This is a genomic window from Gilvimarinus gilvus, from assembly GCF_030518155.1.
Taxonomy (GTDB): Bacteria; Pseudomonadota; Gammaproteobacteria; order Pseudomonadales; family Cellvibrionaceae; genus Gilvimarinus; species Gilvimarinus gilvus.
In genome coordinates, this window is record NZ_JAULRU010000270.1 from 1 (window position 1) to 492 (window position 492).

2 protein-coding genes are annotated in these 492 nt (G+C 31.7%); both read right to left on the reverse strand.

Annotation, left to right across the window (positions count from 1 at the left end):
- Positions 1-211, reverse strand: a 211-nt coding sequence (locus QWI17_RS04745) for a hypothetical protein (protein WP_302721370.1), incomplete at its 3' end; no start/stop codon positions are given.
- A 67-nt stretch (positions 212-278) separates the two neighbouring features.
- Positions 279-492: nicotinamide mononucleotide transporter family protein (locus QWI17_RS04750; protein ID WP_302721371.1), on the reverse strand; the 214-nt coding region annotated here is incomplete at its 5' end.

Here is a 492-nt window from a genome sequence, read left to right on the forward strand (position 1 = left end):
CTGCTAATAAAATAAGCCAAAGATATCCAGAAGTTAAACTTAACATAAAGCTGACTAATGCTTCTGATTTTAACATCAAAGATTCGATTAAAACAAATACCAAAACTCCTCCAGCAACGTGTCCGTAAGTATGTTTATAGAAATTTGCCCTTTCTACGCTTGTTGCCTGTGCAACCAATTGGTTTTGTTGATATACGTGTTGATTTTCCATATTCGTAATTTTTATAGGTTTTTCAAATTCAATTTACAAGGCTAAAATACTAATTTTAAATTATTTCTTAGCTCACTATTTTCTGTGAATTTTTGGCTGATTTTATCCAATCGATTAATCCGATAAATGATAAAATCAACAAGACAATATATTGCACCGAAGTGATAACTGCTCCTTTGTAAATCATTAATGGAATCATGATTAAATCGCCGATAATCCAGAAATACCAGTTATCAATTTTTCGTCGCGCCATCATCCACATTCCAATCAAAAAGATAGCG